The organism is Streptomyces zagrosensis (genome assembly GCF_014203645.1).
GTDB lineage: Bacteria > Actinomycetota > Actinomycetes > Streptomycetales > Streptomycetaceae > Streptomyces > Streptomyces zagrosensis.
The window spans coordinates 123,805-144,119 of the sequence record NZ_JACHJL010000019.1; the positions used below are offsets into that span (position 1 = coordinate 123,805).

Annotated in this window: 17 protein-coding genes and 2 pseudogenes; 5 read left to right on the forward strand and 14 right to left on the reverse strand. The window is 68.1% G+C overall.

From position 1 onward, the window contains the following. Positions 1-44 precede the first annotated feature (44 nt). Positions 45-878, forward strand: a complete 834-nt coding sequence (locus FHS42_RS28595; protein WP_184577105.1) for a 4'-phosphopantetheinyl transferase family protein — start codon at positions 45-47, stop codon at positions 876-878. A 288-nt stretch (positions 879-1,166) separates the two neighbouring features. Here the strand turns inward: FHS42_RS28595 and FHS42_RS39520 are convergent, their stop codons facing one another. The 3 genes from FHS42_RS39520 to FHS42_RS28615 form a co-directional block, all read right to left on the reverse strand. After that, on the reverse strand, positions 1,167-1,370 hold the full coding sequence (locus tag FHS42_RS39520) for a recombinase family protein (RefSeq protein ID WP_312867074.1): 204 nt from the start codon (positions 1,368-1,370) through the stop codon (positions 1,167-1,169). A gap of 235 nt (positions 1,371-1,605) precedes the next feature. Continuing rightward, positions 1,606-2,580, reverse strand: a complete 975-nt coding sequence (locus FHS42_RS28605; protein ID WP_312867075.1) for an HD domain-containing protein — start codon at positions 2,578-2,580, stop codon at positions 1,606-1,608. Positions 2,581-2,585: 5 nt separating this feature from the next. Beyond that, positions 2,586-3,059 carry a DUF2269 family protein gene (locus FHS42_RS28615; protein WP_184577110.1) on the reverse strand — a complete coding sequence of 158 codons (474 nt, stop codon included), beginning with the start codon at positions 3,057-3,059 and terminating at the stop codon, positions 2,586-2,588. An 84-nt stretch (positions 3,060-3,143) separates the two neighbouring features. Between FHS42_RS28615 and FHS42_RS28620 the strand changes: the two genes are divergently transcribed. Together FHS42_RS28620 and FHS42_RS28625 are read left to right on the forward strand one after the other, a co-directional pair. Continuing rightward, entirely contained in the window at positions 3,144-3,485 is a 342-nt protein-coding gene (locus FHS42_RS28620) for a PadR family transcriptional regulator (protein WP_184577112.1), read from the forward strand. Further along, the gene (locus FHS42_RS28625) at positions 3,482-4,153 is read left to right on the forward strand and encodes a permease prefix domain 1-containing protein (protein WP_184577115.1); all 672 of its coding nucleotides are present in this window, start codon (positions 3,482-3,484) and stop codon (positions 4,151-4,153) included. The genes FHS42_RS28620 and FHS42_RS28625 overlap by 4 nt, the downstream gene beginning before the upstream one ends. A gap of 254 nt (positions 4,154-4,407) precedes the next feature. Here the strand turns inward: FHS42_RS28625 and FHS42_RS38755 are convergent. The 5 genes and pseudogenes from FHS42_RS38755 to FHS42_RS28650 form a co-directional block, all read right to left on the reverse strand. After that, positions 4,408-5,135: pseudogene (locus FHS42_RS38755) on the reverse strand (Tn3 family transposase); the annotation flags it as partial. Beyond that, positions 5,110-5,514: pseudogene (locus tag FHS42_RS39250) on the reverse strand (DUF4158 domain-containing protein); the annotation flags it as partial. The pseudogenes FHS42_RS39250 and FHS42_RS38755, both read right to left, overlap by 26 nt. Positions 5,515-5,638: 124 nt before the next feature. Next, entirely contained in the window at positions 5,639-6,646 is a 1,008-nt protein-coding gene (locus FHS42_RS28640; RefSeq protein ID WP_184577118.1) for an AfsA-related hotdog domain-containing protein, read from the reverse strand. A gap of 70 nt (positions 6,647-6,716) precedes the next feature. After that, the gene (locus FHS42_RS28645) at positions 6,717-7,748 is read right to left on the reverse strand and encodes a helix-turn-helix domain-containing protein (protein WP_184577121.1); all 1,032 of its coding nucleotides are present in this window, start codon (positions 7,746-7,748) and stop codon (positions 6,717-6,719) included. Positions 7,749-9,985: 2,237 nt separating this feature from the next. After that, positions 9,986-10,309, reverse strand: a complete 324-nt coding sequence (locus tag FHS42_RS28650) for a hypothetical protein (protein WP_184577124.1) — start codon at positions 10,307-10,309, stop codon at positions 9,986-9,988. A gap of 426 nt (positions 10,310-10,735) precedes the next feature. Between FHS42_RS28650 and FHS42_RS28655 the strand changes: the two genes are divergently transcribed. After that, the gene (locus tag FHS42_RS28655) at positions 10,736-13,477 is read left to right on the forward strand and encodes a helix-turn-helix transcriptional regulator (protein ID WP_184577127.1); all 2,742 of its coding nucleotides are present in this window, start codon (positions 10,736-10,738) and stop codon (positions 13,475-13,477) included. A gap of 105 nt (positions 13,478-13,582) precedes the next feature. Here FHS42_RS28655 and FHS42_RS28660 read toward each other — a convergent pair whose 3' ends face one another. After that, positions 13,583-14,815: a helix-turn-helix domain-containing protein gene (locus FHS42_RS28660; protein WP_312867076.1), complete on the reverse strand. Its 1,233-nt coding sequence runs from the start codon at positions 14,813-14,815 to the stop codon at positions 13,583-13,585. 439 nt (positions 14,816-15,254) lie between these two features. Continuing rightward, positions 15,255-16,115: a 3-hydroxybutyryl-CoA dehydrogenase gene (locus FHS42_RS28665; RefSeq protein WP_184577224.1), complete on the reverse strand. Its 861-nt coding sequence runs from the start codon at positions 16,113-16,115 to the stop codon at positions 15,255-15,257. 181 nt (positions 16,116-16,296) lie between these two features. Here FHS42_RS28665 and FHS42_RS28670 point away from each other — a divergent pair, with 181 nt between their 5' ends. Continuing rightward, a complete protein-coding gene (locus FHS42_RS28670; protein WP_246495527.1) occupies positions 16,297-17,607 on the forward strand; it encodes a glycoside hydrolase family 10-like protein in 1,311 nt (436 codons plus the stop codon). 134 nt (positions 17,608-17,741) lie between these two features. Here the strand turns inward: FHS42_RS28670 and FHS42_RS28675 are convergent, their stop codons facing one another. The 4 genes from FHS42_RS28675 to FHS42_RS28690 all read right to left on the reverse strand — a co-directional run bounded on the left by FHS42_RS28675 (position 17,742) and on the right by FHS42_RS28690 (position 20,184). Continuing rightward, the gene (locus tag FHS42_RS28675) at positions 17,742-17,939 is read right to left on the reverse strand and encodes a DUF1918 domain-containing protein (protein ID WP_184577130.1); all 198 of its coding nucleotides are present in this window, start codon (positions 17,937-17,939) and stop codon (positions 17,742-17,744) included. Continuing rightward, positions 17,924-18,811 carry a hypothetical protein gene (locus tag FHS42_RS28680; RefSeq protein ID WP_184577133.1) on the reverse strand — a complete coding sequence of 296 codons (888 nt, stop codon included), beginning with the start codon at positions 18,809-18,811 and terminating at the stop codon, positions 17,924-17,926. The genes FHS42_RS28675 and FHS42_RS28680 overlap by 16 nt, the downstream gene beginning before the upstream one ends. A 640-nt stretch (positions 18,812-19,451) precedes the next feature. Further along, positions 19,452-19,754 (reverse strand): hypothetical protein, encoded by a 303-nt coding sequence (locus FHS42_RS28685; protein ID WP_184577136.1) that lies wholly within the window; start codon positions 19,752-19,754, stop codon positions 19,452-19,454. Beyond that, positions 19,747-20,184 carry an ATP-binding protein gene (locus tag FHS42_RS28690; protein WP_184577229.1) on the reverse strand — a complete coding sequence of 146 codons (438 nt, stop codon included), beginning with the start codon at positions 20,182-20,184 and terminating at the stop codon, positions 19,747-19,749. The genes FHS42_RS28685 and FHS42_RS28690 overlap by 8 nt, the downstream gene beginning before the upstream one ends. Positions 20,185-20,315 lie beyond the last annotated feature (131 nt).

Here is a 20,315-nt window from a genome sequence, read left to right on the forward strand (position 1 = left end):
TGTGGCGACCTGCCCGTCTGCCATCTCATCCTTGGAGGATTGCCATGACGGCCGCCGAGAGCTCCAGGTCGGGTCCGCAGCTCGGCGTGCCGATTGAGGTCGTCGGCGAGGGCATCGGCTGGGACGCGGTCCACGCTGAACTGCTGTCGTCCGGGGCCGTACTGCTCTACGCCAGGCTTGCCGACTGGTACCCGGATGTGTCGTCCGTAGCCGAGCTGCGGGCACTGCTCGGCGACGACTGGACCTGTTATCTGGCGCTGGCCCACCCGGATTTACGGGTGCAGTACGCCGCGTCGCGTCTGCTTTTGAAGTACGTGGCGCAGGCCGTGGTGCGCGACGGCCAGGGCAGTGACGAACTCGGCTACGGGCCCACCGGCCGCCCGTACCTCCGCGGCTGCGACAAGATCGACATCAGCCTGAGCCATGCGGAGGGGTTAATGGTGGTGGGGCTGACCACCAGGGGGCTGATCGGCGTGGATGTGGAGCGGGCCGACCGGCAGGTGTACGGCAAGGGCTTCGGCCGGCACATTTGCACCCCCTACGAGTTGGTCACTCTCTCCCGCTTGCCGGAGCCCGAGCGCAACGGCAGCCTGATCCGGCTGTGGACGCTGAAGGAGGCGTACAGCAAGGCCATCGGGCAGGCGATGAAGTTCCGCTTCACCGAATTCGGCTTCGCCCCGGACGGCGGGCCGGTGCGGGTACAGCGTCCGGACGGCAGTCTGGGCGGCAGCCATGAGTGGGCCTTCACCTCCGTGGTGTTGGACAGCGGCTACCGGGTGAGCGCCGCCGTCTTCGACGCCGCGGTGGCGCTCGGCCCCCCGTTGCCGGTCGAGATCGCCGTGCCGGCCCGCCCAGCGGATGGCCAGTGTTTCGCATAGTTCGCGTGGCACGAGACCGCGTTTCTTGGGCCGTACGGGAACGCCTCCAACGGCGTACGCGAAACCGCGCTCGGGGGCCGGGTAGAGGTGCCGGTAAGAATGCTGTCACCAGCCGCAAACGGCGGTGATCAGTCCTCGGACCTGGTGGGTTGGGGCAGTTCCGGTGTGCTCGTCGCCTCAGCGAGTGCCAGGCGACCGCCCTTCAGCTCGGGCACGTATGGAACGGCCGAGCCGGTCCAGCGACGGGACGACGAGGGTGTCGCCCTCGCGCAGGTAGTCGAGGGCCTTTCACAGTTCCTCGCGTTCGGCGTTCTTGCCGGACTTCTTGTCGGAGAAGATCCGGATGCAGCCCGCTGTGTTGAGTGCGTAGATCTGCCGGTCGAGCAACTGCCCCTTGGCGGACACGCGTGCGTATCCCACGAGACTGCCGGTCCGTACGGCCGGAACGGGTGCGAGGAGATCGGCGGTGTCGTCGTCCTGGGGTGGCTGCACCCGCCAGATCGTACAGAAGACGGTGCTCCTCAAGTTCTTGAGCACATCGACTTTCTGACACCGTTTTATGGGCATGATCTGGCGCCGATCCGGCCACGCACCGCCGCTTACCGATCTTGCTCATCAATCGGTCGATAGATGAGCATCGGCGAGTGAGGGGGGCGGGGCCGTCGCGTCCCCTGACCGGACGCCACAGAGGACGCGGAGCCCGGCGACGGCTGTCCGGGTACCAGTGTTACGCGTTCGGCTGGTAGCCGTCGTAGTCGTTCCAGCTGGGGGATTGGGTCATCAGTTGTTTCCAGGTGGGCCAGATTGCCCGGGTCTCCTGGCGAACAAGTTCGCCGGGCATGCTGAATGGCGGGGCCTTGTGGGGTTTGTCGAGTGCTTGACCGACGATCGTGTCGTAGAGCACGGGCGCAGCGTGGAGGCGGGGCAGCGTGGCATGGATGCGGTCTGCGTAGCCGGCCGGGAGGGTGTGGGGCCCCTCGGGGCCGAGGTCGAAACCGGCGCCAGCCGTGACCAGCGCGATCTCGGGACGTTTGCGTATGGCGATCTCGTAGTGGAGGTGCAGGGCGATCGCATCCCATACGACCTCGACCCTCTCAGGTGACAACCCCTGGTCGGTGAGGAAACGGGCGGCCAAGTCGGCGCCGTCAATATCGAAGGGCTGATCGCCGTTGCCCTCAGGGCTGAGCCCGGCATCGTGTAGAAGGCAGCCCAGAAACAGCAGTTCGTCGTCATAGTCGCGGTCGGGTTGCAGGTCTTGCTGCTCTCCGAGCCAGCGCCCGTAGAGATAGGTGCGCATGCTGTGGTTGAAGATCGCCGGGTCCTCGATGTCTTGCACGAAGCGCATCGCGCTCAGCGCTATGTCGGTACGAGGAAAGGGCAGTTCGCCGTATGCGTCGTCCATTGCGTCAGCCTTTCTGGTCATGGCGGGTAAGAAGAGGTTGGCTTCCTCGGGAACGGTTTCGGACCCGCCGCAGGGCGAGCAGTCCGCCGACTCCCGGGATGGCGGCGCGCCATCGGGCGCCCGTCGAGGCGGCGGACGGGGCCATCGAAGCGGCCCGGCCGCAATGGCGACGAGGTAGGCCGTGCCGTGCAGCGGGCCGACGAGGGTCGTGATCGCTTGCGTGTGTGTGGTGAGCAGGTTGCCCAGCAGGACCGCGAAGGAGGCGGCCTCGGCGTCGGCCGCGATCCGCAACGTGCGCACGGGGATCACGCTCCTGTGGTGGAGCCGGGGCGGACGATCATCAGGATGACGACGGTCGCCCAGAGGACGTTGAAGATGCCGGTGAGCATGGTCAGCCGGGTCGCCGCGGGACGCTGCCCATCCTGGGTCGCTGAGTCCCGGGTCAATGCGAGCAGGCGCTGCTGGCCAGGCAGGATGGCCATGGCCAGGATGGCCGCGGCGATCACGGTCAACGCGAGTGACGCGATCAGCCAGGCGTCGGTGAGGACGCCGAGCGCGGCGCCGGTGGCGAGCCCGAAGACCGGCACGACGAGACCGGCGACAGCGTAGCTGCGGCAGATCCGGTGCAGGAATGCGGCGATCCCGGCGGCTCGCCCGTCCGGATCCTGGCCGCCAAATGCCTGCAGCGCATAGCGGGGGAACATGGACGCGGCCACCGTGATCGATCCGACCGCCAGAATCGCCGCGAGGACATGTACGGACAGCAGCACCTTGGTCACTGCGGATTCCTCCGAGCAGAAGCTGAATGTGTTGGCTGCCAATACATACACTGCCTACGGCAATTTTGGGTAGGCTGCCTACTCATGAGGGCAGACGCGGTGCGAGGGCACCTGGACGGACTGTTGCTGGCCGTGCTTGAGCCGGGCCCGCTGCACGGCTACGCGATCATCGCCGCGGTCCAACACCGCAGCAGGGGCGCACTTGAGCTGCGCACGGGCACGATCTACCCGGCCTTGAACCGGCTGGAGCGGCTCGGGCTGCTGAGCAGCAGCTGGCAATCTACTGGTGAACGGCGACGGCGATGCTACGAACTCACCGACGCCGGACGGCACACCCTGGCCAGCGAGCGCACCGCGTGGAGCGAGTTCACCACAGCGATCGGCTCGGTCCTGAACCCCGCCGCGCCGCCCGGGTTTGCCACATGAGCGCCATCAGTCGGCAAGCCGGCCCCATCGAGGATTACATCGCGGCCCTGACAGCCGCCCTGCACGGCCCGGCCCGAATCAAGGCCCGGATGATCGAGGAGATACATGACGGCCTCGCGGACACGGTAAAGGCGCACACCCGCGAAGGAATGGCCTACCAGCGCGCCGCCCACCAAGCAGTGGGAGAGTTCGGGACCCTCGACGAACTTGTGCCGAGTTGCCAACGGGAACTGACCATCGCCCAGGCCCGGCACACCGCCCGGGCCGTCGCCCTCACCGCCCCTCTCCTGGTCGCCTGCTGGTACCTGGCCTGGACCACCGACCACGATCAGCCCTGGCAGCTGCCACACACGGCTCAGCTGCTGGCCCTTTGTCTGGCCGGTGTTGCCAGCGTCGCAGCACTACTTGCCGCGGCGACGCTGGCCGCCACCGGCACCCTCGCCCGCTGGCTGCCCATTCCGCACCAGCTGCCCCTCGCGGTCGCATGGACCGGCACTACTGCCAGCGTTGCCATGGCGGTCGCGACGCTCGCGCTCGCCACCGCCTCCGTCCTGGCCACGAACTGGCCGCTGCTCGCGTTCGCCGGCGCACTCGCAGCCGCGTCGCACGCCGTGGTGGCAGCCTCGGCCCGCGCCTGCCGCCAGTGCGCGCGCCTGCCGGCCACGTGACCCACCGCCTCTCGGCTGCGCGGCTGACGTGCCCTCGGACACGTCACCGGGCCATCAGCCACTGAATCAAGATCACCTAATCGCCGATAATCACCCGTGTGCGGCTTGCTGCTGGTCGTCGGCGGCCACTGGTGCGCGAGGGCCGGCACGGTGACCGCAGCGAGGTTCAGGCGGGCGTCCATATCGAGGTTCACCTCCCCATACGGGCGTACGTGGGACCAGAACAGCGGAGTCAGGCCGCGCCGATCGGCGGGGGTGAGCAGGTCCGCCCACTCCGGCTCGTCCAGGACGTCTTGGAGCATGAGGGTGTTCACGTAGACCAGGGCCGATTACAGGATCCGTAGGCACAGCACGAACATCTCCTGCTCGTCGCGCCGGTTGGAGGCGATCTCCCCGCCCTTACCGTAGGCGATCACGGAGTTCGCGCCGTTGGAGGACTCCATCACGTTCAGGCCCTCCTCGATCTCCCGCTGAGGTCGCGCAGTCGCAAGTAGCGGGCCACGAAGATGGTCTTCTGGGCGCGGCCGACCTCCAGCATCGCCGCGTAGGTGGGGTGGGAGGCGTTGCGGGTGAAGCGCCGCAGGATCGCCTCGGTGGAAGCGGTACGGGTCCGAATCGCGGTGGCGTACTTGATCATCTGGTCGTACTGCTGGGCGATCGTCTCCAGGCTCACGTTGCCCGGTGCTTCCTTGATCTTCCCCAGCACCGGCGGCGCGTCCCCGCCCTCCGTGCCGCCACCGTCGGGTCCGGTGCCGTCGTCCTGGTCGGCCTCCGCGGCCACCAGAGCCACCAGCCGTTCGATGCTCTCCGCGGTCAGCCGCGAGGAGATCTGTGCGGTCAGCGACTCCTCGGCCGCTCGCAGAGCAGCCGAGACGATCCGGTCGCACCGGCCCCGGCGTGGGCGGCTCAATGCTCTCCGCGCGGCAACGTGCCAGCAGCTCCACCCGCACCTGCTCGGGCCTGCGCTCCTTGTGCGCGACATGCTCGGCCAGATACGCCATCAGCTTCCCTGCATCCGCGACGCTGCACTCCCGGAAGCCGAGGTGGCCCCGGATCTGCGCGCGGTGGTACTCGACCGTACGGCCCGTCCAGTTGTAGGAATCCAGCTCCGAGGCGGGAACCTGCACCTGCCGGGCGACGAACTCCACGGCCTCACCGGGCAACTCTGCCCGGTTCCGGGGAAACCGGCCGTACTGCGTGGAGAACTTCAGCAACAAGCCGAAGCCCAGTCGCGTCGCACCGCGCTTGCCGGACACGAGCCCCTGCTCGTCCTTCAGCAGCGTCCAGTGCTCGACCAGCTCATCCAGGTCCAACGGGGTACGGGCCACAGTCGTCGATCGTCCTCGCGAGGCTTCACACACCGCAGCCGTACAGCCCCGGACTCACCCACACGGGTGACGCCCGCGCGAGATCACCGCCGTTCGCGGCAGGTGACAGGGTTCTTACCGGCACCCCGGGTAGGGCCGCAGGAGTCGGCCGGACGGGTCAGAAGTCCTGGAGCACGGTCGCGGTTGCCTCTGCCACCCGGCGACCGTGTTGGGTGAGGGTCAGGGTGACCGGTACCGCGGGCCGCTGGTCCTGGTCTCGGCCCAGTCGGCCGGGCACGGCGGCGCAGTAGACGGACAGTTCGGGCTCGGCGCGGGCCCGAAAGAGGACCCGCGATGTGGCCACGGTGGCACGCGTCGGCGTCAGCCCATAAGTCCGCCCGGCCGCGAGCAGCGCCGTTTGGCGCATCGCCTCAAGCAGCAGCATTCCCGATAGGTGGGTGCCGCCCTCGGCCGCGAACACCCGGTGATACGTGCTGGTGAGAAGCTGGGTGACAAAGCGGCCGTACGTGGACTCCGTGGGCTCGCTCACCACCACGTTCGCGGGGCTGGCACGGCCTACTTCGGGGGCGTCGGCCGGTCGTTGCGGCGCCTGCGGTTCCTCGCTGCCCTCGTCGTGGGAGTAGCCGGCGGCGGGCATCGCGGGCTGGGGCGGGCCCGCGTGGTGAAACGGGGAGTCGGGTGGCAGAAAGGCGAGGCTGATGCTTCCGGTGGCACAGCCGACGCCGTCGATGTCCAGTTCGCCGTGGAGCGATAACCCCCGCGGTACCCCCCTGAGTACGTCGGTCGGGCGGGCTCTGATGCGTACCGTCAGGCTGGCGCGTGCAGGGCCGGCGCGCCAGCCGGCCAGGTTGGTGACGTGCAGGCTGAGCCGGGAGAAGACCGCGTGCCGCTCGGCGGGCAGGCCGAAATACTGATGGCCGATGAACTCACCCACTTCGCGGGCCATTTCGGCAGTGCCTTGAAGGTCGTGAAAATGACCAGAACCGTCGTTGAACAGTGGGTGGCCGAGCGGCGTTTGCGAAACGAAGACGAAGTGTTCCTCGCCGCTGGATGGGGCGTCCAGAAGGTAGTGATCCCCAGAGCGTGGCCGGTGGATGAGGTGGCTGGTCGCGCCATCGGTGGCCGGTCCGCCGCCGGACGGATCGACGGGGCTGTCCCTGCGCATGGCGATCCTTATGACGGCACTGATGACGGCGAGGCAAAGACCGGCGGCGGGCTGCGGCGTCCCGCGCCGCTCACACGGTGTCCTGTGGAGAGGAGAGCAGCTTGGACAGTGCGGCGTTGGCCCCGGCCTGGAAACGGCTGGTGGCCTCCAGTTCCTCCATGATCTCCGCGATGTGCCGCCGACAGGTGCGTACCGACATCCCGAGCCGTCTGGCCACCATCTCGTCCTTGTAGCCCTCTGCCATCAGCCGCACGATGGACCGCTTGAGGTCGTCGGTCACCGGGTCGGAATCGACGCTGCCCAGGTGAAAGGGCGTTGCCCCGCGCCACAGGTGCTCGAAGACCGAGCACAAAAAGGCCACCAGCGTCGGCTCGCGCACGATCGCCGCGCCCGGCTCCCGCCCCACGGGCTTGTGTTCGGGTAGGAAGACGACCTCCCGGTCGTAAATGATCATCCGGTCGATGACCTCTTCACTGGTGCGCAGCTCGCCGCCGTGCTCGATCAGTTCGCGGACGAACGCCCGGGTGGCGAGGTCGGTGCGCGCGGAGTGCTGGTAGACCGTGCGCATCCCCACGCCGCGGTCGAGTATGCCAAGCGACACCTTGCGGGCCGCGGTGAGGATGTGGGCTGGGCGTGCACCACCCGGTTGTACGGTCAGCACCTCGCTGCGGCAGCGCTCACTCAGCTCGTTCAAAAGCGACTGCACGGTTGCCACATCCGAGACGATGTCGAACGCTTCCATACGATTGCGTTCGCGACGACCGTCGTAGTACGCGGGAGTCAGCGAGAGCATCTGGGCCCGCACCTCGGTGACCGCGTGTTGCAGGTCGCGGATCTGGTTTTCCGCCGATCCAACCAGCTCCACGGCCGCCGCGTCGGGGCTCACCGGTACGAGTAACTCGGCGTTGCCCGGGGTGGGGTGCAGCAGGCACAGCAGGCTCAGCACCCGCTCGATGCGGGTCGCCTCCTCGGCCGAGAGGTGCAGCAACTCGGCGATCTCGTGGCGGTTGAAACGGCCTCGCTGCACTGCGTGCCGGTAAGCTGCCGCGCTCACGTCGTCCAACTCCGCGAATGGCGGGTCGGAACCGATGGTTGCCGACATCCCCGAGCTTCCCCCTTCTTCCGCGCACTTGCTGCCTTGCAACTTTAAGGCATCGTTATTTTCGTGAAAATGCCTCGAAGCGTTGGGCAGAGTGTTCCTGCCGCCTGTCACGTGTGTACTGCCCATCACGGTGCGTGCCGTACACGCCAGGGCAACGTCAAAGCTTCCTCCCCGAGGGAAAATGAAACTCTCCCGCGCTAATCTTATGACCGTCAAGGTCTGTCGGTGGCTGGCGCCTTGAGGACGGTGGCGTATGACCGGACTTGGCCCCGGCCCCGGTCCCGAGCGGAGGAATGAACGTGAGTGGCACCACTTCGACGTACCCGACGATTCCGATGATCTTGCCGGCGACTCGCCTGGACCCCATCTGGGGCTGGCTGGGCTAGAGTTTGAGCACGTCAGGGCGGCTTTCCTGACGTCAGGAGCCCATTACAAAGCAGCGCGGTGGCGGGTCCTTGCCTCCCTTGGCGAGGGCCCGTCGCCGCGCTGTCGTGTTACTCGACAGTCGCTCCGTAAGGCTTCACGCAAGGTGACGCAGAGGCGACTGTGGTGGTCGTTACGGGGTGTAACGTCAGGGGATTTCGTGGAGGCGCGGAGGAGAATTGATAGAGACGCGAAAAATGACGGTTCCAGCCGGAAAATGCGCCCCTGTCAGAAACTCGCTTCTGCTGTTGGGTATCCCGCTTATTTATTCGCTGCGTAAGATTATGGCCGCCGTGACTGCTGCACTTCATCGGGCTCCGAAGTGATCGCGGAGTACGCGTGAGTGGAGCCGACGAAGGCGGTGGGTGCGCCCGTGGGGTAAAAGGTGCCCCGCTAGCGCGAATGCGAATCGCTGGAGTGAGAGAAGCGCGGCTGATTCAACGGCTGTGGACTTGGCTAACTCTTGGGAGTTCTTTGGGGAAGTCTTGGTCGGTTGATTTGCTGGTTGCTGCCACCTCGCGCGAGCTCGCGGCACGGCCAGAACTGGCTGCTGCCCGGGGCGGTGCGGGGTGCGGTAAGGGGCAGGTGCGGGTGAATGACCCACGCCGCAACGGCTCGGGTCATCGCCGGGGCAGGCGGCGAGAGAGGCACGCGCGGTTCGCGAGTGGGCGCCACAGTGCTGGGCGAGAGGAGCGCAGATTCATCAGGGGGCGCCGCCCGCCGGACTTATACGGTGGCGTTTCCGGGTGCTTCACCCGTGTTTCTCGGCGTAATGGGGGAGCGTTGCTGCTGGTGAGACCGGGTATCCGACGCTCGCTCTGTCGGGTGCGCGCCGGGTGGCAGGCGCTGAGGGCGCGGGTCCGGGCAGGGCGGCCCTGGCCCGGCGAAGGGCCCGCGGGGGCGTTGCGGTGGATATGTCCGCAGCAAGTGGCCCGCCGTGGCCGGAAGTTGTCATCCGCAAATGCGGGCCGGAGCTACCGCTTTCGTTGGCCACGAAGTGGTAGCTGACGACATCTGCCCGATGCCTGGTGACCGCGAGGCGGGATTCCTGGTAGCCGCTGAGCGGACCCGGCCCCGCGATTCGCGGGGCGCTTCGGCGGCCTAACCTGTATTCAGGTCGTCATTTGACCGAGACCTGATCGACATTTGGGGGCCGCCGCTCCGGATTCCCCCATTTTCCTTACCGCGTCGCATGCTCCCGGGGCAGTGTGTGCCAAAGAAGAATCGCTGGAGTGGCGCTGGGGGCGGAAGTGCGCTAGCGATGCGTATACGCCGGGTATGCGGCCATCCACTGTCCGTGGAATATGCCACTCCGCTGCGGAGCGTTGCGAACTGGAGCTGTGGAGACGGTCACTCACGGGCACGGCGCGCCCGTGAGCAGCACACTGCTGCCCCCACAAAGTGCCCGATCGGGCAGCTATCAGGGTCGCTGCCGCGGTCTCCCGCGGGCCCGATCGCTCCCTTGTGCGGAACCGGCAGCGGGCGTCCGGGCAGGGGGCGTGACGTCTTCGTGATAGCGCCCGATGAGGGCGGGAAGAACCCTTACGTGCGCCTCCCGCGCCCCTATCCGCCGATCCATCCGCCCCCTGCCCACATCGTGGATACCGCGGCTTTCACGGGCGGGCACAGGCCGGCGCCACCGCCGTACGAGCCGTTGCCAGCGCGGTTCGTACGCCCGGCCTAGGGGGCGCGCACCGTAGAGATCAGGGGTAAGGCGCTCTTGGCCGGTACTCGGGCCCGTGCGATCGTGAGAAAAGATGGCGCTCCTCCCCGGGGCGCGGGTCGGACAAAGCGAACAGGGGCCCGTACGAGGCTCAGACCGAACCAAGTTCGAGCTGGGCCGAGAGTACGAACCAGGTCGGCGGGTCGGACTGCACCGAGAGTGCGAACCGGGCCACGTTCGGGCTGGGCGAGGCGGGGACGACATGGTAGGCGTGTCGCGCCGCGCGGCCCTCGACGACGTGGAGGAAGGGGGGACTGTGATGGCTGGCCCTTACCCATTCCCGTACCACAGCGCCCCGCGCGCCAGGCCGCTCCGCGACGTCACCGCCACCGGGCTGCCGCCCCGCGCAAGCGGCGTTGCCCTCAGCCGAACGTTCGCCGTGGGCGGTGCGCGCACGATCGGCGCTGCCCTTCACGCGGCACGCGTCAGTGACGCGGTCCCCATACCAGCGGTGCGGCCACACTCCGTCGTCCGCGCCGCGTTGCCACCCACGGCCAGACGTCCGCGCGCCACCCTCCGCACGCACGCCACGCGTCGGCCCACCACCCGCATACCAGGGATGTTCCGCTTGCGTGGATGACCGCACGCACTACATCGGCCCGATGGGTGCGCATCACCTGGGAACACCGCGTTCACCAGCGGTAGCGGTCTCGCATGCAGTTGTTGCCTGGCAACTTATGGACACCGGAGGGCGGCTCCGCGCTCCGTAGACTGAAGCCGTTCGCGGGAACGATTCCCACGCGGCGTGAGGGCGCACCTCCCGGAAAACTTGGTAGCAGGCGCGTCAAAAGCTATGAATTCACGGGGACTTGGGGGAGCCATGGCTTTGATCGATCGGAGTATGGAACTCGAAACGCTCGATAGCGCGATCGCTGGATGCCTGTCCGGAAGCTCCAGAATCGTGTTCGTCGAGGGACCTTCAGGTTGCGGCAAGAGTGAGTTCATCGAGAACATCGCCGAGCGAGCCGAAAAGTCCGGCGCAACGCTGTTGCGCGCGGTCGGCTCGGACCGGGAGCGCGCAGTTCCCCTCGGCGCCCTGCGACAGCTCATCACCAGCGCTCCCGCCGGCACGTTGCCGCAGATCACCCCCGCTGAATCGGCTGGTCTGGTACGGGTGGAGGCCATGCACGAGTTCTGTGCGGCGCTGCGCCGGCTGAGCACACAGTCGCCCGTCGTCGTCTGCGTGGATGACCTACAGCATGTGGATGACTCGACCCTTCAATACCTCCTCTACGCCGCGCGCCGCACTCGCTCCGCGCGCATTCTCCTCGTACTCGCCGAATCCCTTCACGAACACACCAGCGACCCCGTTTTCGGCACCGAACTTCTCCGCCTGCCACACTTCGAACGGGTCCGCCTTGAGCGCCTGGACCGCGCCGGCGTGGCCGAATTGGCCCAGGGATACGCCGGTTTGCCGCAGGGCGATGTATTCATCGACGGCCTTTACGCGATCAGCGGCGGCAACCCGCTGCTGCTGCGCGCACTGGTAGAGGAGCATCGAGCCACGCCGCCGGCGCACCGGTCGGCGCTGCCAAGCCCAAAGGCGGGCGGCCCGTTCACCCAGGCCGTGCTCACCTGCCTACATCGTGGCGGGCAGGCGACGGTGCGGCTCGCCGAGGCCCTCGCGGTGCTGCGCGGGGCCGGCTCGGTGGAGTCCGCGGGGCGGCTGCTCGGCACCAGTGAGGCCGCCGCATCACAGGCCGTGCACGCGCTCAACGCCGCGGGCATCGCCGATGGCTGTGGCTTCCGACATCCCGCCGTAGGCGCCGCCATCTTGCATGCCATGGAGCCGGCCGACCGGGCGGCACTGCACCGGGACGCCGCGTGCTTGCTGCACAGCATCGGCGCGCCCAGCCCCGTCGTGGCAGCGCACCTGCTGGCCGCCGGTGACGCAGACGCGCGCTGGGGCGTTGCGGCACTGCGGGACGCGGCTGAACAAGCGCTGGCCGACGACGATGTGTCGCAGGCGGTCGCCTGCCTGACCCTGGCACACCAGACGTGCACCGATGACCAGCGCGGCAGCGCCATCAAGATTCGGCTCGCCGCCGTCACCTGGCGCGTTGACCCCGGCGCCGCCGAGGAACACACCTGGGAACCCCTGGTGGCGCTGCGTGCCGGGCGGCTGGCGGAGTCCCATATGACCTCGCTGGCCCGGCTCTTGCTCACTCAGGGCCGCGTGGACGAGGCCACCGAGGTACTCGACCGGCTTGCCGATGTGCGCGAAGAAGGCGGCGGACACGCGCCAAACGCGATGCGCGGCACCACGGTGGGGGCGCAGTTCGGCTACCCGGCGGCGACCGGCTCGCGCGCCGTGGTCTCGATTTCCAAGGACGCCGACGGGGCACCGACGGTCACCCTCACCGAGGGCGCGGCAGCGCGCCCCGCGGCCGGCATGTGGACCGTCCCCGCCACGGCCGAGGGCGAGGTGGCAGCAGCAGCGGCCGAACGATTTCTTCAGACCGCGGTCCTGACCGACACCACCATCGAGCCCATCGGGCAGGCGCTGCGCACCCTGGTGCACGGCGACCGCCCCGACCGGGCGATGCCCTGGTGCCAGTCCTTCCTGGAAGAGGCGGACCGCCGTAACGCCCCTGGCTGGAAGGCCGCCTTCGCCCAGGCACAGGCCGTCATCATGATCAGGCAGGGCAATCTGCGGGCCGCCGAAGAGTACGCCACGATGGCGCTTGACTGCCTGCCCGAGAAAAACAGCAGTGTCTTCGCCTGCGCCCCCCGCTCCATCCTGATCTACACGGCCACCGCGCAGGGCCGGCACGGCGCCGCGGCTCGCCAGCTCAACCACCCGGTGCCGGACGGCCTGTTCCGTACGGTCTACGCGCTTAGCTACCTCCGCGCCCGCGGCTCCTACCACCTGGCGACGAACTGCTTCCATGCCGCGCTCAGCGACTTCCTTGAGGTCGGCAGGCTCGCCCGGCGCTGGGGCCTTGATCGCGCGGTGGTGGTGCCCTGGCGCTCCGATGCGGCCGAGGCACTGGTCCACCTTGGCGACCGGCAGCAGGCGGAGCAACTGGTGATGGAGCAACTCGCCATGGGCGACGCGCGAAACGCCCGTGTGCGGGGTGTCTCGCTGCGCGTACGGGCCGCGATCGCCGAGGTCAGCCAGCGGCCCCGGCTGCTGGCGGAGGCCGTGGACGAGCTCCGTAAGTACGGCGACCGCCTTGAGCTGTCGCGGGCGCTATCCGATCTGGGCCAGGCGTTCCAGGCGGTGGGCGAGCCGGCACGGGCCAGCATGGTGACTCGGCGCGCCTGGCACCTGGCCAAGGAGTGCGGCATCGAGTCGGTACGAGAACGTTCGCTGCCCGGCCACCATTCCCGAACGGCCCCCGCCCAGGAGGACCCGCTGTGGACGGCGGACTCCGAGGCAGACGCCAAGCTCAGCGACTCCGAGAAGCGGGTGGCCGTGCTCGCCGCGTACGGCTATACGAACAGGGAGATCGCGCTCAAGCTCTACGTCACCGTCAGCACGGTCGAACAGCACCTCACCCGCGTCTACCGCAAGCTCAACATCACCCGCCGCCAGGAACTGCCGATGAACCTCCAACTCAACATGGCGGAGATCGCCTGACGGTCTGGGTCTGGTCAGACATGCCGCGCTGCTGAGGCGGTCGCCTCGCGCGGTTGTCCGCCCTGTGGGGCCCGACCGTTGCTCGGGGTGCGGCTACGGCATCCCTCACGCCGCGAGAAGGCCGATGTCGAAGGCCAGCCTCGCCGCCCGGCGACGGCGGGCGGCGGAGCAGCATTCCACCTCTTCGAGAATGATCCGCTTCGCGTACCCGTTGTACATGATCGTCTCCGGTGCCGTCTGATGTGCCCGCGCCAGCGCCGCTAGTGCGATGTCGGGCTGCCCATCTAGGTGGTACGCCCGCGCCTGTTCGATGCGGTGTCGAGCGCGGCGCGGCCGGGAGGGGATCACCGTGTGATCGGATGCGGCGGCCTGCCGCACGGACTCGCCTCCCGCGTGGAGTTCCACCGCCACGGTCACCGCGTGGGCGCCCATGATGGCTGGGCCGAACGACGTCACCGGATGGTAGTAGCTCTCCGGCAATCGCTCGGCCGCTGTGCGCGCCCGGTCCCAATGCCCCCAGGCTGTGCCCGCGTCGCCGCGTCGTGCCGCTGTGTATCCGGCCTCGAACTGGAGCGCTCCGCTGATCGCAAGCACATCATCGCAAGCGTCCGGCAACAGCGGCTCCAGGTGACGCAGGGTCGCCAGGGTGACCGCGTCCGCTGCGTCGTAGTGAGCAGGACCCGAATCGCGGTGGGCCTGAGTGGTGAGCCACGCGGCCACGCCGATCACATGCGGGTCTTCGCTTTCCTGGGCGGCCACCATGCCGCGTTCCGCCACGCGCCACAGCAGCGTGGCGTCAGGCTGGTAGGCGAGAAAGAACTGACTCAGGCTGTACACCTCGGCCAGGACCGCTTGCGCGGCGCGCCGGGTCGCCGCCGTTTCGGCCTGCCGCGCGGTGAGTTGGGCTTCGCTGATCAGATCCGGCAGGAGTGCGCCGATGACCTCCCGGTGGATGGGCGAGGCATGGCGGGCCGCCCACGCCCGGACCAGCCGGGCCCGCAGACCTTTGACCGATGGCGCGGGCGCGTCGCGGCGTACCGGAAACGTGTCGATCGCGGCCTCTACGGCGGCAAGGCGCGGGTGCCCGGGGCCGGCGAAGAGCGGCTGCTGCTGCGGCCCGCCGATGAGCTCGGACAAGTCCTTGACACGCAGCGCCTCGGCAATGCGCAGCATCATGTCCAACTTGGCGGCGATACGGCCGCGTTCCACCGCCTTTACCCACTCCGCGCTCATTCCCGTAAGCCCGGCAAGGACGGTGCGGCTCATGCCGCGCCGCGTGCGGAGTACCTGCATCCGCTGGCCGAACGCGAGCGGGTCCGGGGAAGCGTCAGATGACACGGCTGTGTTCCTCTCTGAGCAGCTAGTCCCTGCCAGGGTAGGGGGCCGGCAACCCCTCCGTGAGCGGCGCGACACGTGCGAACGCGGCGCAGAGCGCCAGGAGTTCGGCGGTCTGGAGGCTCCTTCGCTGGTCTCACCGCTCTCAGCAGATTGCCGATCATGACGACTTGGCTCTCCGCGATCTCTCGCACCCGCTGGGGGCGTCAGCCCAACTTCGCTCGGGCCCCTGGAGTGCTATCCGCCGCGCGACAAGAAAACGAACCGTCGGCGCAACTACTTGGAGCGGTAGGCGCGTTAGCGCCCGCGTTACGGCAACGGCCCCACCCGCAACGGCCCCCACCCGCAACGCCCACTACCGACAACGGGCCGCCGTCCGGTATACGGACAGCGGCCCTGTCATACGGCCAGGCAGGCTCTCGTGGAGCCGGCGCGGGCCGGATCAGGAGTACGGGTAGAAGCCCGAGCCTGACTTGCGGCCGAGGCGGCCCGCATCGACCATGCGCTGGAGGAGTGGGGGAGCGGCGTACAGGGGTTCTTTATATTCCTCGTACATCGAATAGGCGACCGAGGCGACCGTGTCCAGGCCGATCAGGTCGCTGAGCTTGAGCGGGCCCATCGGGTGGGCGCAGCCCATTTCCATGCCGTCGTCGATGTCCTCGCGGCTGGCGATGCCGGACTCGAACATTCGGATCGCGGACAGCAGGTACGGGATGAGCAGCGCGTTGACCACGAAGCCCGAACGGTCCTGGGCGCGAATGGCGTGCTTGCCGAGGATGCCCTGCACCGCGGCCTCGGCGCGCTTGATGGTCTCCTCGCCGGTGGTCAGCGCGGGGATGATCTCCACCAGGCGCTGGACCGGGGCCGGGTTGAAGAAGTGGATGCCGATGACCTGGTCGGGGCGTGAGGTGGCCACGGCCAGCTTGACCAGGGGGATGGACGAGGTGTTGGAGGCGAGGATCGCGTCCGGGCGAGTCACGACCTGGTCGAGTACCCGGAAGATCTCCGTCTTGACCTGCTCGTTTTCGACAACGGCCTCGATGACGAGGTCGCGGTCGGCGAACTCCCCGAGGTCGGTGGTGAAGCTGAGCCTGGCCAGCGCCGCGTCCCGCTCGTCGGGGGTGAGCTTGCCGCGTTCGGCGGCCTTGGTGAGCGAGTTGGTCAGCCGGGTACGGCCAAACTCCAGGGCCTCGCCCGTGGTCTCGGCGACCATGACGTCCAGGCCGGAACGAGCACACACCTCCGCGATGCCCGCGCCCATCTGGCCGCAGCCCACCACTCCGACGCGTTCGATGTCGGTCACATCGTGCCTTTCGCTGATCTTCTTCGGCCGGCGGCGGAGCTCCACCCCTGGCTTGTGGCACGGGGGGCTTCGGTGACCGCCTCGGCCTTGACGTTACTCCGCGGCCACCTGTGCGCGCGGGGCCGGGGCGGGCATGCTGACCTCGTACGGTGTGACGCACGCAACAGCGAAGGGACTCCAGATGGGGAGCACGGAGAGCATGGGCCGCCGCGGCTTCGCGATCGGGGCGGCCGGCGCCGTGTCCGGGTTGCTGGCCGGCAGTGACGCGCTGGCCGCGGACGGTGGCGCGCGGGATGGGAGCCGGGCCATGGCCCGGGAGCCGGGTGCGGTTGCCGCGGAGCCTGCCGCCGGGGGTGCCGGACGGCGTCGGGAGATGCGCGCGATGTGGCTGGCGACCGTCGTCAACCGCGACTGGCCATCGAAGCCGGGGCTGCCCGCCCGGCAGCAGCAGTCCGAACTGGTGGGCTACCTCGATGCGGCCGTCGAGCGGCGACTCAACGCGGTGATCTTCCAGGTCAGGCCCACCGCCGACGCCCTGTGGCCTTCCCCGTACGAGCCATGGAGCGCGTATCTGACCGGAACGCAGGGCCGGGACCCGGGCTGGGACCCGCTGGGCTTCGCGGTGCGAGAGGCGCACCGGCGCGGGCTGGAACTGCATGCGTGGTTCAACCCGTACCGGATCGCCAACCACACCGACCCGAGCCGGCTGATCGCCTCACACCCCGCGCGCGTGCACCCGGAGTGGGTTGTTCCGTATGGCGGGAAGCTCTACTACAACCCGGGGCTGCCCGCGGTGCGAGGCTTTGTGCAGGACGCGATGTTCGATGCGGTCACCCGCTATGACATCGACGGTGTGCACTGGGACGACTACTTCTATCCGTACCCGGTGGCCGGGCAGGTCTTCGACGACGATGCGGCGTACGCACAGTACGGGGCAGGTTTTCCCGACCGGGCGGCGTGGCGACGCAACAACATCGACATGCTGGTGGAGGAGACATCGCGGCGGGTACGGGCGCTGCGGCGCCGGGTGCACTTCGGGGTGAGCCCGTTCGCCGTGTGGCGCAACCGAGCGAGCGATCCGCTGGGCTCCGACACCAAGGCCGGCGTGCAGACCTACGACGATCTCTTCGCGGACACGCGCCGCTGGGTCAAGGAACAATGGCTCGACTACCTCGTTCCCCAGGTCTACTGGCACCTCGGGTTCGCCGCTGCCGACTACGCCAAGCTCGTGCCCTGGTGGGCGCGGACGGTACAGGGAACGGGGGTGCGGCTGTATGTGGGCGAGGCCCTGTACAAAGCGAGCGACCCGGCCCAGCCCGCCCCCTGGCAGGACGTCGCCGAACTCTCGCGGCACCTCACCTTCAGCCGGAACCATCCGCAGGTCCGCGGCCATGTGTACTTCTCGGCGAAGGAGGTCTCCACCGACCCCTCCGGCGCGATGGCCAAGGTGGTCGCCGACCACTACCCGCACCGGGTACGGCCACCGCGCTGAGTTTGGGTTCTCGTGGTCGGCGCAACCCACGGGCGGCGGCGCCGGGCGGGAGCCCGGTTCGTGGTGGTCACGTCCACGGCGCGAGCGTGGCCACCACCGGAGCGCTGGTGGCGTGGAGAAGCGGGGGAGCGGGGCTACGTACGAGCCTCGCCCTCGTGCTGGACGACGGTGTCGGGACCCGGCGACATCAGGGTCTCGTGGCCGTCCTGGAAACGCACCCGATATGGGGGCGCGCCGTCTGGGCCAAGGACTTCGACGACTTCCGCGGTGCGGTCGTGTTGGCCCACGATCCTGCCGTGCACCAATAGCCGGTCGCCTACGCTGGCTCGCATCTGCGGTGGCCTCCTGTCCGGGAGTCCGGAGGGAACTGCGGTCCGTGTTCGTCAGTGTATGACCGGTCGCCGTGGAGGGCGCCTCGTTCGCGGCGCTCGCTCGTCCCGTCTGTGCTCGTCAGGCCAGGGCTCATCTTCATCCGGTCCGCCAGCTCGACCATGCGGAGGACATCTGGGCGCGGCTGTGTCCACTGGTTCTGCGGCATCTCGACTCGTCGTGCGACCGGACAGGCTGCCAGGAAGTCTCCGAACTGCGCATCGCACCATGGGGGCACCCACGCACCGGATCGACAGAGGAACACCGAGGTGAAGACCACGTCGGGCGCCTGCCCGTTGTCGATGGTCATGCTCACGGGGATCAGCGGCTGTTCACTCGGCCGCGCCATGGACTCCCGCCACGAGGGGAAGTGGACGAAGACCTGCGAGCCGTTCCAGTAGTGCGCGAGCATCCAGTTCTCGGCACCGATCTTCTTACGTCCGGAGAGGACCCCACCCCTCCAGTCCTCGAAGCTCCGATCGTTCAGCTTGTACCCGCAGTCATGGTGGGCGTCGTACAGGTGGACGCTCCTCCAGGGGCCTGACCCGCCAAGGTTCGAGGGGAAGATCTGGGAGGCCCAGGCGTTCGATTCCGCGTAGAAGAGGGTGGCTTGGGGGGCAATGTTGAAACGGTTCCAGAAGCCCGAGAAACCGTGACACTGGGGCAGCGGAACCGCCGCCTTGATGAAGGCACGAACCCTGCGAAGCCAGATCGCTTCGACGTGCACGGCGTCTTCAGCAACGGGCCACGCGTACAGCTCTGGGTGCTCGCCAAGTGGGGCGCCGGCCGTGGGAGTCGGGAAGAAAAAGTCCCAGTCGATCACTAGGAGATTCATGCACGACCTTACGGAACGGTGGAGCCCCCCGGCCGCTGGGCGGCCAGGGGAATCCGATCAGGGGGAGTAGGTCAGGCGAAGTGGCCGGGGGAGCCCGAACCGCCCTTGCCGTCGCCGTCCTCGATGTCGGTGTTGTCGTCCTCGTCGCCGCGGACGGTAGCCTTCCTGCTGAGTGCTTCCTTGAGCGACATGGCTGCTGCCTTTCTCTCAGGAGCGACCGGGGGCTTCATCCCCCGGCCGTAGTGCACTTGCGACCCGTCCCCTGGTCCGACTCGTGACGTCCAAGACCAGGGGGCGGGGACCTGGTAACCCATCCCGGCCCGACGGGGGCGCGACGCCGGAATGGGAGCTATGAGGCGGGACGCATGTCCCGTTCTCGCTGGTAGCTGTGGCTGGGGTCGCCGTACGGGTACATGACCTCCTCCTGGCTCACCCTCCACCCGTCAGATATGTACTGGTGGTGGGCGCCGATCACGCCCCAGAGCTTCAGGCACTTGACCCTGAGTGCGGTGAAGTGCGAGCTGTTCCAGCACTCTTCGAAAGCCGTAACCGCGTGCTGATCACACAGGGGCGGTTGGGTCGTCCGAGATCCTTCTGGCCACGAGGGCGGGTCCCAGGACTTACGCCAGTCGAAGAACAATCAGCCATCCTTGTTGCGGCTAGCAGGCCACCCGCAGACTTGGCAGCTCATCTCGAACATGCAGAAGCGCTGGCGGGTCGGGTGCACGCCGTCGAAGATCGGCTTCCCGACGTGCGGCGAGTGGGACATCCGAGCCGACGAAATCCCGCCGAGGTCACGGTCAGTGGGGAGTGGCAAGCCCTTGTAGGCCAGACGCGATTCGGGGTCGTACTCGATGGTCAGGCCCGCTACGAGGTCCGGCAGCTCGCTGTTCCACGAGGCGATGAAGGGAACGACGGACGGCCGCGTCCGGGGTCTATTCATTACTTCCCCCTGCGCATGGGGCTGGCGGGGCGACCATTTCAGCCCAAATGACCTTCCCCCACAGGCGGTAGTCCGTGTCCCAGCGCTCTGCGAACGCCTCAACGAGGAGCAGGCCGCGGCCGGACTCGTCTTCGTCGCTCGCATGACTAGTAGCCGGGGCTTGACGTGACTTGTCACTGACCGCGACGCGCACCCTGTCATCGCCGGTCCGATCGACAGCAACCCGCATGTGGGGGCTTCCGCTGTGCATGATGCTGTTGCTGGCCAGCTCTGATACGACCAGTTCACTCACCTCGATGAGCGCTTCGAGCTTCCACGTCTCCAGAGCCGCACGCACTAACCGACGAGCGATGCCGGCCGACTCCTTCACGCAAGGCAGCGTCTCGCTGTAGCCAGGAGCGCCAGTTGCGTTGGGTTTCGTCGCGGCCATGGTCACGGGGCTTCCCTCCGGGGGTGCTAAACGTCCCGCCTCGACTGGGGAGCGAGGCCGGACGTTCTCCGCCAACCACCGCTGCCAGTCCACGGACGGGCTGCGGTGAGGCCACGAACGTAGAGGCTCCC

Excerpts from the sequence above, each read along its gene's own strand:
- FHS42_RS28670 (WP_246495527.1), top strand. The coding sequence starts at position 16,297 with ATGGGGAGCACGGAGAGCATGGGCCGCCGCGGCTTCGCGATCGGGGCG.
- FHS42_RS28675 (WP_184577130.1), bottom strand. The coding sequence starts at position 17,939 with ATGCGAGCCAGCGTAGGCGACCGGCTATTGGTGCACGGCAGGATCGTG.
- FHS42_RS28625 (WP_184577115.1), top strand. The coding sequence starts at position 3,482 with ATGAGCGCCATCAGTCGGCAAGCCGGCCCCATCGAGGATTACATCGCG.
- FHS42_RS28640 (WP_184577118.1), bottom strand. The coding sequence starts at position 6,646 with ATGCGCAGGGACAGCCCCGTCGATCCGTCCGGCGGCGGACCGGCCACC.
- FHS42_RS28645 (WP_184577121.1), bottom strand. The coding sequence starts at position 7,748 with ATGTCGGCAACCATCGGTTCCGACCCGCCATTCGCGGAGTTGGACGAC.
- FHS42_RS28620 (WP_184577112.1), top strand. The coding sequence starts at position 3,144 with ATGAGGGCAGACGCGGTGCGAGGGCACCTGGACGGACTGTTGCTGGCC.
- FHS42_RS28690 (WP_184577229.1), bottom strand. The coding sequence starts at position 20,184 with ATGGCCGCGACGAAACCCAACGCAACTGGCGCTCCTGGCTACAGCGAG.
- FHS42_RS28655 (WP_184577127.1), top strand. The coding sequence starts at position 10,736 with ATGGAACTCGAAACGCTCGATAGCGCGATCGCTGGATGCCTGTCCGGA.
- FHS42_RS28680 (WP_184577133.1), bottom strand. The coding sequence starts at position 18,811 with ATGAATCTCCTAGTGATCGACTGGGACTTTTTCTTCCCGACTCCCACG.
- FHS42_RS28685 (WP_184577136.1), bottom strand. The coding sequence starts at position 19,754 with ATGAATAGACCCCGGACGCGGCCGTCCGTCGTTCCCTTCATCGCCTCG.
- FHS42_RS28595 (WP_184577105.1), top strand. The coding sequence starts at position 45 with ATGACGGCCGCCGAGAGCTCCAGGTCGGGTCCGCAGCTCGGCGTGCCG.